This window comes from Empedobacter sp. UBA5987, from assembly GCF_002429865.1.
GTDB lineage: Bacteria > Bacteroidota > Bacteroidia > Flavobacteriales > Weeksellaceae > Empedobacter > Empedobacter falsenii_B.
The window spans coordinates 1-10,131 of the sequence record NZ_DJBB01000005.1; the positions used below are offsets into that span (position 1 = coordinate 1).

Genomic DNA, 10,131 nt, shown 5'->3' on the forward strand with positions numbered 1-10,131 from the left:
TCAAATTAATCAAAATAATAATACAATAATATTAAATAAAAACTCTACTTTTAAGTGTTCTTAACAAGGGGGAGATTACAGTGAATTCAAAACTACTAACAGTATTCTAAAAAATTTGATTAACATAAAAGTTAATGCTGATAATATAAATTTAGGGTTTAAAATTGAAGATTTTAATAATAAAATAAAATTTCATAGAGATAATAAGAATCAAATAATAATTACTTCTGAAAACTTAGCAAGCGCAATAAGAAATCAAATTAAAGAAAATGGTGGCTGAAATAGAATCTAAATTATCTAAACTAATAAAAAGTATCGATTTTGATAATCTTTGCTTTAAAAATAATGTTTTTAAAGTAAAAAAATCAAATATCCCAAAATTAGATATTATAAATTTAGATTATAGTGAAGACTATGAGGAAGATAATTTATATAATTTAAATATTTCAAAATATTTAGAAGAGGTTAAAGTTTTTTATACTCCTTCAATTTTAAATTCATTTAATGAAGCAAATTTAAAGGATGATTTTATAGTTTTCGATGAAAAACTTAATTGGATTTATTTCAATTCAAATGAAAAGAAATTTTCACAAATAGATGCTGTAATTGAATTCGATCTATTTGTAAAAAACTTATATTATTATTATTTACTTTTTGATTCTATAAAATCTAAGAATTTTTGTGATCATTTTGATGATGCTAATAATCAAACGCGGGTTCAGAAAACTAATGCAACACTATAAATTATTAACTTAGTGTTGTTATGAGCCAAAATTATACAAGATTAACCCTTCAAGAACGATTTAAAATTGAGAAATATTTAGATCAAAAATTATCCATTTCAGCCATTGCTATTTTATTAAATCGAAACAAAAGTACCATATCAAGAGAAGTAAATAGATTCAAAAAAAGAGCTTATGATGCTTTCATTTCTAATCAAATTGCTTTTGAAATTTCGATGAATAAAAACTATAGAAGAAGCAAAATTTTAAGCAATAAAAAGCTCCTAAAAATTGTTCATGCTAAACTTAAAAAAAGATGGTCACCTGAACAAATTTCCATATTTTTAAAACAGAATTTTCCACATCAAAAACCTATGAATGTAAGCCACGAAACGATCTATTTTTATATCTATTTACACAGTAAAAGTCACTTAAAAAAGAAACTCATTGAATCGCTTAGACAAAAGAAAAAAACAAGAGGTCCGGCTCGTTCGAAAGAATCAAAAGACATCAAAATTAAAGATCGTATTTCTATCGATGAAAGACCGCAAGAAGTCATAGGCAGAGAGATTCCTGGGCATTGGGAAGGTGATTTAATTATTGGTAAAGATCATAAATCGGCTATTGGAACATTGGTCGAAAGATCAACTCGTGCAGTGATTTTAGTCCATCTAAAAGACAAAAATGCGGAGACTGTTCGTAAGGCTTTTGAGAAGGAATTTAAGAAGCTACCAAAGCTCATGAAAAAGTCATTGACTTATGACAATGGAACCGAAATGGCTCAGCATAAGTTATTCACTAAAAATACAAAAGTGCAGGTCTATTTCACTCATCCATATTCGCCATGGGAAAGACCAACAAATGAAAATACAAATGGACTTTTAAGAGATTATTTCCCGAAAGGTACTGACCTTTCTATTTACTCAGAAAAAGAACTCAAAAAGGTGCAACGTGAACTCAATGAAAGACCGAGAAAAGTGCTCGATGGATATTCACCTGCTCAAGTTTTTAACCGAATGATTATTCAACAAATCAAATAATCATTTTTTTTACTATTTTTACTTAAACGTTGCATTAGCAACTTGAAACCGCCAAATAGTTATTTACAGTGAAAAAAAAGGAATTTTTAAAATCACTTATAACAATATACCTCAAATATCTAAAACAGTTGATTATAAAGAAAATATTAATAATCTAATCCAAATTATTGAACACTTAGATTTTAAAATGTTTTTAAAAAATAATTTATTTTCTATTTCTAATATATCGTTAAAAATTTCTTTAGAAACCTTTATTGAAAAGTCAGATGAATTATACGAAAATACAATCAGGGACTATGAATTATTTTCTAAAAAATTTGAATTTGATAAGTTTAAAGATAATCTATATAAGGAAAAAGATAAATATTTTTTAAGTTTAAGAGAAATAATAAATAAAATATATACACAGGCCGTTAGTATACCAATATTAATTTCTGCAAGTACAATTGCTTCTTATAAATTACCTAATGAATTTTTTATTAACAGTTTAATATTAATAATCTTCATAGCGTATTCTATTTTCTATAATAATATACTACTATATTATAAAAATGACCTTAAAAATCTCAAAAAAGATTTTAAAAGAGATTTTAAAATTATTGAAATGAAGTCTGGTTTAGAAAAAAATATTATTTTAAAAGAAAAAAAAATAATAAAGAATAAAATTAATTTTTCTTTAAATTTTATAACTAAATATCTAATTTTTTTAGATATAATAATTTTAATAGCTATTATTTACATTTTATATAACGGTTTTAATTTAAAAATATAGAAAAGAAAATTGTATCGAGAAGTAAAAAGAGAATAATCTTCTTATAAATTCCATTTAAAATAAGTATGCTCCAGTCACCCTGAATTTATTTCAGGGTCACATTTTGCTAATTCCATCTGCCAACAAAAGCAAAAAACTTTTTCCATCACATTCCAAAACAGAGAGCAACCAGCCGCCCCACCCAAGCTATATTTACATAACGTGGCATTATAGTCACCTACGGGCTAACGGGCGTAAAGCCACTATAATCACATTATGTAAAATAGCGGCCCCATTACCTGTCCGATGTTCCCCAATTTTCATATCGTTTTTTGCTCTTGTTGAGGTTTTAAATTATCGCAACAATCATTTTTGCACAAACGATTTACTCCGTTAGGTTCATTCCACTTTACTTCATTCCATTTCAGTATGGAAATAATGTACTTCCATTTCATTACGTTTCGTTTCATTCACCAAACTCCACAAACCAGCCCTAGCATTCGTTGCTAAGAACTGTTTTTCACAAAGCAGAAAAACAAAAGCAACCAATGCTGATCAGGGCTTTCGTTCTACACAAAAAATGCTTGATAAGCGATAAAATTTCCCCATTTCCCCGCCACCCCATTAGTAGCTACAGGCTCAGAAAAGCAAAGTTTTATACAAGGTACATTTGTGATTGCGCTAAACAGCAAGTCGCATCACATCGTTCAGTACTCCATTGCAAGCAATTCGTAACCCCTCACTTTTGTGCTGCTTGATTGCTTATTAGCCCACACCAATTGGCTCGGTGTAGTAAAACATCCTGACGGATGTTCCACTACATATCCTCACCACCTTTTAAAATAGAAGCATGCTTTTCTTCGCCTGCGCATATTTCCCCGATTGAAATTTTTAATGCTAAGAAAACCCACATTGAAAAAAGACAATTCCACTTCCAAATTGAAACATCAAATCAAGTCAATTCGACTTTCCAAAAATTCAACAAAAAGAACCGCAAAGGTCTATCAGTTTCATTTTTAGTCAAGGTCAAGCCTTGCAGGTTTACATCAAAATCTCCACCTATATAGGTTGTATTTGGATGTAAAACCTTGCCTTAAAAAATGATCCTGCTATATCGAAGAGCTTTCTTTTTTTCGTTTTTTCTTTTAAAGAATATCCTGCGAAGCATGGCGAGCATAAATTTTTAAATGCCAAGCTATGAACTTACCAGAAATTAAACATTATTCAGCCAAAGTAGAGATTCAGTCAAATGATCTATTTGCTTTATCCAAAGGTCTAAACGTGGGAAAGCCACTGGAAGAACCTTGCCCTAATTGTTTTGTCATTCGTTGTACCAATTGGAAACAAAAAGAAACGTACAAAGCAATTCTTTATGCAGCCTGGAAGACCAATGCATTCGACAATTATTTATATGGTTCAGTTATTCCATTTATTCGCATCCAAGATTTTAAAAATGTAGTTACGGAAAAAGCTAAAAAAGCTTTCAACAATTACCGAAGATTTGAAACTGACTTTAAACGCTACCTCGAATTAGAGAAGTATGAATCATCCATTGCAAAGCAATTGGAACTTATTCGAGAATTAAAGCAGGTGTATATTATGCGAAACATCAAGTAAAAAAAAGGCCCTTCACACGAAGAGCCTTTTTATTTTTCTATTTTTTTTAATAAATAAGATACGATAAAGCTGACAAAAGCACCTACACCAGCTAAAACTGCCGTCTGTACAATATCATTCAAGCCTAAATTCCCAATGATACTAAACATTGTACCACAGAGAACCCCCATTTTCATTTGACTATCCTGTATCATCTTTATTCACGCCATCTACAACCGTCAATTGGCTCACTGCTCCCAACACACCACCTGCAACCGTTAAATAACCGCCAAGATCATTTAACCATTCCGGTAATGCTACTGGTGAAGCTAAAAGCACTCCACCAACAGCAGCTAAAACCAAACCGATATTTCGGAGCCATTGAAACAACTTAGGCGTTGGGGATTGTAATCGATCAATTATTTTCATCCGTTAATTTTTTTTTAAAATATTAGACATCAGAATTGGTATTTAAAACGATACCGTTAAGAAAATGAAACGTGAGAAGGTTAAGAATGAATTACCGACCGTAGGGAGCGATTTAATTCATTCCCGGATCACGGTTTCATTTTTAGGTCGATCGTTTTATAGCCTTGATTTTTTTGGTTCGTTTTTGTGTCAAGACAAAAATGAACATATCAACTAAAGTGAAACAGATTTAATTTCAAGAGTTACAATTTCTCCTTTATCAATCGCTTGATAAACCAAATCCTTCACTTTATTAAAAGCCTTCCGACTTTCCCATCCAATTCCAGCACCACCTAAGGAAGTCACCGGAGCAATACAGCCTAACAATTCCTTTTTTGCATTGTTCGCAGGATGCATCAGAATATAAGTCCTGTTCGGTACATCCTTTAACCATATATGCCAACCATATTTTTGGCTGTATCGTTTTGCTAAAACATATTTCCCTTCCGGAATACACGATTTTCTCACTTCATTATCCAACCAAGGCAACTCAATCGTATAACAAATGATGCCCTTCGAATTTTGAAGAATACCATTTGTTCCATTAGGGAAATACGTTCTGATTAATTCTAATTTCATTAAGCAGGACTAACCTCGATTAATTGCAGCGCATTGTAAGCTCCATTTTTAAGCACATACTTCTCACCATTAATCTCTTGATAGAATTCCACACCCAGTACCAAGAAGATTGGTTCTGAACTATTCGCAGGTAAAGTCGTCGCCAAGCTAATCGCTGAAGTTGCAACCGCATCATAAGGAAGTATCCCAGTATCAGCATTCGACACATTAAACGCCCCATCATTGAAATTGACATCCGCAGATGCAGCTTCAATTTTGAAATGTGTTGTTCCAGATGGTGCATTAATCATATTAATCGGAACGAATGCCGGAATATCCACAATGACATCTCCATCCACACGATCCAAAGTCGTTGTGTATGGTGCATAAATCGTTGTCGATAACTTCCCATTGATATTGAAATCAAATCCTTTCAACAATGATAAATCTCCATCAATTACATTACGTTGTCCACGTTCGCTCACCGTATCGGTCTGAATCACCTTAACCATATCACGCGTTAAACGACCAACCATTCTCGAATCAGCAGAGTTCAACAACACCGCACGAAACGCAGTTCTCAACATCTTACCAGATGCACCTGCTCGTCCAAACTCTTCACCATTTTCACGTGTACGCTGAAAGTTGGGATCATTCATAATTCGGTTTTTATCCACGCCACCTTTTTCACGTGCTAAAAATCCTTCTTTTGCTTTGTAAAAGGTAATGTCTCCCACAGTACCCAAAAGCTTAATAATACCTTTTTGTCTTGCCATTTTTTACAACATTTTTTTCGTTCAACATTCTGACTGTCAACGGTGTACAATACAAGTTTAAGAATTGTTGTAACTTTATAAAAACCAGCCTTTACCAAATGACTTTTTATTCATCTTTTGTCACCATTTGACACATAGATGAAGTATATATACAGTATAGATAAAGCGTAGATAGTGTATGAAAATGTATAATTATGCAAAACAAGAAGTTACAAAGGATTTGCGTTTACCCAAAGGACATCCAGATCATCACAGGCAAAAGTTATAGGCAATCACTTCGCATCTATAACCAAATCAAAACGCATTATAATAAGCAACCTCATCAAGTTATTACCTGGGAAGAATTAGGAGAGTATTTGGGGGTCAAAATTATTCGCAATCTACAAGATACTGAAAATCAATAATATAAATTTTAAAATTAAAGAAATTATTCGTCAAAAAATACAAATATTTACCAACTAAATAATTGTTTATCATGTAATTACTTAATTTTATACGCAATAACACTAAAATATGAAAAGAAAATTTCTACTTCTTTTCACCATATCTTCTTTTATATATGCTCAAGATCATCAAAAATATAAATTTGATGATGTTTTATGGGAAAAAAGTATAGGTGGTGAAAATGGAGAATATCTTTTTGACGCAATTGCTACACCCGATTATGGTTTTCTACTTATCGGAAGTTCAACTTCAAATGCATCAGGAGATATTCAAAAAAATAACCAAGGTGGTTTAGATTACTTCATCTGGAAAATGGATGAAAACGGAAAACAAGAATGGCAGAATTCTTTTGGAGGAAATAAAGACGATATTCTTTCAACTGCCATTTTAACTAAAGATGGTGGATATCTTTTAGCGGGATATTCTAATTCCGATTTATCTGGCGATAAAACAGAGCCAAATTTTGGTTATTCTGATTATTGGATTATTAAACTAAATCCTAAAGGCGAAATCCAATGGCAAAAATCGATTGGTGGTTTAGGAAATGAATACCTAAATAAAATAATGCAAACTTCAGATGGTGGTTTTTTAGTTGCTGGTACTTCTGATTCTCCTAAATCTTCTGTAAAATCAGTAAGCGCAAATGAATCATTAGACTATTGGGTCATAAAACTAGATGCTAATGGGATAATAGTTTGGGAAAATTCATTCGGAGGTAATGGAATAGAAGAAATTATAGGTGTTACTGAAATCAATGATAGTTATTTTATTCTCGGTAATTCAAATTCTGAAACAGATATAATAGAGAAGATTAAATATTGGCAAGTTTCTAAATTAAATGATAAAGGAGAATTAGTTGATCAATACAATCATTATGCAGAGAAGGAACAACAACTAGATAACATTTATGTTGATCAAAATTTAAATGAAATAATACTAGTAGGTACTCAAATTAAAGATGAGCAAAGAGAAATATTTGTTTCTTCAATTAATCAAGATTTGATATTAAATAAAAAATTTAAACAAAAAATAGAAACTGCAAGTGTTATAAAGGATATTTCATTATTGGATTCTACAACCTTCTTAATCAGTGGAAACAATGTAAAATACCAAAATAAAAATGGTAACGTTAATGCTGTTAGTAGTTTCAAATCTGAAATTTACAATAAAAACGGAGAAGTTATTTGGTCCAAAATAGTTTCAGGCGGACACTATGATTTTCTATCCAAAGCAATCACTACACGCGATGGATCATTAGTATTAATTGGAAATTCTGACTCCAATCAAAGTGGTAATAAATCTTCTTCAACAAATGGAGGGCAAGACTTCTTAATTGTCAAATTAGGCGACAAAACAACTACTTCATCGCGTCAATTTATAGAAGCTTATCCTAATCCTACTGCTGATTTTACAAACGTAATCATCAATAAAGATTTTGTAAACGCTACAATTGAAGTTTTCAATTTAAATGGTCAATTTATAAAATCTCAAAAAGTTAAATACCATACCACTCCAATTCATTTAGGTGAATTACCATCCGGAGTTTACATAATAAATGTAAAATATGATGGTCAGTCAGAATCTATTAAAGTTATAAAGAAATGAAATTAAAATATTATAAATATCTAAAATTATACTTGGTATTATATATGCTTGGTAATTGCACTATTTCAGTTGCTCAGCAAAATTTTAGTAGTTCAAATAATTATATTCCAAGTTTTGAAAATTCTCCGAATGTCACACAGTTTAACAAATATATTGATTTTTCTAATATTTCATTAAATACTGGTTCATTAACTACAAGTATTCCTGTATACACTATTAATCAAGGTAATATAACAATACCTATTTCTATTGATTATTCTGGTAACGGTGTAAAAGTAGAACAAGAATCAAGTAATATCGGACTTGGATGGAGTTTAAATTATGGAGGTATCGTTTCACGGCAAATAAATGGTATAATTGATGATTTTATTAGTTTTGAAGAAGGATGTGGCGGTTTTATAAGTACCGGCATAAAAATTTTAAATTCAATAAATAGCAACAATATATATCATGATTGTAGTTTTCCTTCAGAAATAGATATGGAAGCTGATATGTTTAATTATTCAATTCCAAATTATTCTGGAAAATTTGTTTACGATTTAAATACTAATAACTTTACTCAAATTAATCCATCTTTAGTTAGGATTAACCCTAAGTATACAAATAATTTAATTACCGAATGGGAGATTATAGATCCCAAAGGTGTCAAATATATTTTTGGTAGAAATTTTGTTGAAAAAAATAATCGAAAAACACAAACAAATGCTGGATTGTTAAATGAAGTTGAACAACCCATAGGAAACTCAGTTTGGCACATTAATCAAATCATTGATACAAATAATGATACAATTAGTTATACATATAAGAAAAATTTAATCGAGTATTATAAACGTATACCTAGAAATATAAATGGTTCTGAAAACCAAATATCTACAAGCATTTATACTATTTCATATGTTGAAGAACATTTTGTAGATTCAATCAAATTTAAGAATGGATATGTAAAATTTGAATACAGTAATACACCTCGTTTAGATTTAAAAAATTCACAGAAATTAGAAGGTATAAAAGTTTATAATAAGAATAGTTTAATTAAATCTTTACTTTTAAAAAATGAAGATTATTTTGATAGTACAGAATCTAATAGTGCGCCATTTCATTCAAATATCAATTCAAAATATATTAATAATAGATTAAAATTAGACTCTTTAGTTTTCAATTTTCCTAATTCTGAAATTTATAAGTTTGAGTATGATACAATTAAATTGCCAAGTAAATTTTCATACGCACAAGACTACTGGGGTTATTATAATGGTGAAATTGAAAATCTATCATTAAATCCAAGTTTAATTTTTAAAAAGCCTTTAAATGATGAATTAATCTATTTTAATAATGATAATGAAAGATCAGCTAATAGTAACTTTTCAAAAGCAAGTAGTTTAAATAAAATTGTATTTCCAACTGGAGGTTATGAAGAATATATCTTTGAGCCTAATATAGGTAATCGATTTAATTCACTAAATATTTTAGGTATCTCTAATCAACTATCTGATAAAATTAATAATCATAATATAAAGAATTCTTATAATAGTAATTTCATACAACTAAATACTGCGGATAGAAATGAATGTAATTCTACATCATTAAATGATCGTAAGATTCAATTTGATTGCAAAATAAATGTTAATAATAGTCTACAAACTCTACCTATTCTAAAAGATATAGAAGAATTTGAAATTTCTCAAAATTATTATAAGAAAACATGTCCTCCAGGAAGTATTTCAACAAATTATGAAACTTTTCCTGAATTAGGAGGTCCTCCAGTATGTAATTATTTTCCTGAAGGTTTTTTTAGAAGTACTGGAGATAAGATTACTATAAATAATTATAACGAAGTTCAAAATGAGGAAATATATTTTAGAGTTATATTTAATGGAAGTATTGAAATACTAAATAATCCAAATTATAATACAAACTTTGAAATAAATTTAAATTTAAAAGAAAATATTTCCAATGATTATAAAGTTTTAGGAGGATTAAGAGTAAAAAGAATACTTTCAAAAGATAGTGATAATTCCCTACTACGTATAAAAGAATTTAACTATAATAACCGGTAGTGCATTTGTATTAGATTGTATATAAAAGTTGCACTGTAATCTTCCCCTTGTTAAGAACACTTAAAAGTAGAGTTTTTATTTAATATTATTGTATTATTATTTTGATTAATTTGA

The 10,131-nt window shown here is 29.7% G+C and carries 10 protein-coding genes; 6 read left to right on the forward strand and 4 right to left on the reverse strand.

Annotation, left to right across the window (positions count from 1 at the left end):
- The first annotated feature begins 269 nt into the window (after positions 1-269).
- The 4 genes from B3J26_RS00465 to B3J26_RS00480 all read left to right on the forward strand — a co-directional run bounded on the left by B3J26_RS00465 (position 270) and on the right by B3J26_RS00480 (position 4,130).
- Complete coding sequence (locus tag B3J26_RS00465) at positions 270-743, forward strand: hypothetical protein (RefSeq protein ID WP_291072638.1); 474 nt, start codon at positions 270-272, stop codon at positions 741-743.
- Between the two features lie 20 nt (positions 744-763).
- The gene (locus tag B3J26_RS00470; RefSeq protein WP_114998439.1) at positions 764-1,762 is read left to right on the forward strand and encodes an IS30 family transposase; all 999 of its coding nucleotides are present in this window, start codon (positions 764-766) and stop codon (positions 1,760-1,762) included.
- Positions 1,763-1,949: 187 nt separating this feature from the next.
- Positions 1,950-2,534 carry a hypothetical protein gene (locus B3J26_RS00475; protein ID WP_291072639.1) on the forward strand — a complete coding sequence of 195 codons (585 nt, stop codon included), beginning with the start codon at positions 1,950-1,952 and terminating at the stop codon, positions 2,532-2,534.
- 1,176 nt (positions 2,535-3,710) lie between these two features.
- Entirely contained in the window at positions 3,711-4,130 is a 420-nt protein-coding gene (locus B3J26_RS00480) for a DUF6943 family protein (protein ID WP_291072641.1), read from the forward strand.
- Positions 4,131-4,159: 29 nt separating this feature from the next.
- On the opposite strand, the gene B3J26_RS00485 is transcribed toward B3J26_RS00480, so the two are convergent.
- The 4 genes from B3J26_RS00485 to B3J26_RS00500 form a co-directional block, all read right to left on the reverse strand.
- Positions 4,160-4,324 (reverse strand): hypothetical protein, encoded by a 165-nt coding sequence (locus B3J26_RS00485; RefSeq protein WP_291072642.1) that lies wholly within the window; start codon positions 4,322-4,324, stop codon positions 4,160-4,162.
- Positions 4,311-4,538 carry a hypothetical protein gene (locus B3J26_RS00490; RefSeq protein ID WP_230475401.1) on the reverse strand — a complete coding sequence of 76 codons (228 nt, stop codon included), beginning with the start codon at positions 4,536-4,538 and terminating at the stop codon, positions 4,311-4,313. The genes B3J26_RS00485 and B3J26_RS00490 overlap by 14 nt, the downstream gene beginning before the upstream one ends.
- A 213-nt stretch (positions 4,539-4,751) precedes the next feature.
- Positions 4,752-5,156, reverse strand: coding sequence for a DUF5675 family protein (locus B3J26_RS00495; RefSeq protein WP_291072644.1), 405 nt, complete (start codon positions 5,154-5,156; stop codon positions 4,752-4,754).
- Positions 5,156-5,911: a hypothetical protein gene (locus B3J26_RS00500; RefSeq protein WP_291072646.1), complete on the reverse strand. Its 756-nt coding sequence runs from the start codon at positions 5,909-5,911 to the stop codon at positions 5,156-5,158. The genes B3J26_RS00495 and B3J26_RS00500 overlap by 1 nt, the downstream gene beginning before the upstream one ends.
- A 513-nt stretch (positions 5,912-6,424) precedes the next feature.
- Here B3J26_RS00500 and B3J26_RS00505 point away from each other — a divergent pair.
- Entirely contained in the window at positions 6,425-7,960 is a 1,536-nt protein-coding gene (locus tag B3J26_RS00505; RefSeq protein WP_291072648.1) for a T9SS type A sorting domain-containing protein, read from the forward strand.
- The gene (locus tag B3J26_RS00510) at positions 7,957-10,017 is read left to right on the forward strand and encodes a hypothetical protein (RefSeq protein ID WP_291072650.1); all 2,061 of its coding nucleotides are present in this window, start codon (positions 7,957-7,959) and stop codon (positions 10,015-10,017) included. The genes B3J26_RS00505 and B3J26_RS00510 overlap by 4 nt, the downstream gene beginning before the upstream one ends.
- Positions 10,018-10,131: the final 114 nt, after the last annotated feature.

Coding starts and splice junctions, on each gene's coding strand:
- B3J26_RS00500 (WP_291072646.1), bottom strand. CDS start 5,911: ATGGCAAGACAAAAAGGTATTATTAAGCTTTTGGGTACTGTGGGAGAC.
- B3J26_RS00490 (WP_230475401.1), bottom strand. CDS start 4,538: ATGAAAATAATTGATCGATTACAATCCCCAACGCCTAAGTTGTTTCAA.
- B3J26_RS00475 (WP_291072639.1), top strand. CDS start 1,950: ATGTTTTTAAAAAATAATTTATTTTCTATTTCTAATATATCGTTAAAA.
- B3J26_RS00465 (WP_291072638.1), top strand. CDS start 270: ATGGTGGCTGAAATAGAATCTAAATTATCTAAACTAATAAAAAGTATC.
- B3J26_RS00485 (WP_291072642.1), bottom strand. CDS start 4,324: ATGATACAGGATAGTCAAATGAAAATGGGGGTTCTCTGTGGTACAATG.
- B3J26_RS00505 (WP_291072648.1), top strand. CDS start 6,425: ATGAAAAGAAAATTTCTACTTCTTTTCACCATATCTTCTTTTATATAT.
- B3J26_RS00480 (WP_291072641.1), top strand. CDS start 3,711: ATGAACTTACCAGAAATTAAACATTATTCAGCCAAAGTAGAGATTCAG.
- B3J26_RS00510 (WP_291072650.1), top strand. CDS start 7,957: ATGAAATTAAAATATTATAAATATCTAAAATTATACTTGGTATTATAT.
- B3J26_RS00470 (WP_114998439.1), top strand. CDS start 764: ATGAGCCAAAATTATACAAGATTAACCCTTCAAGAACGATTTAAAATT.
- B3J26_RS00495 (WP_291072644.1), bottom strand. CDS start 5,156: ATGAAATTAGAATTAATCAGAACGTATTTCCCTAATGGAACAAATGGT.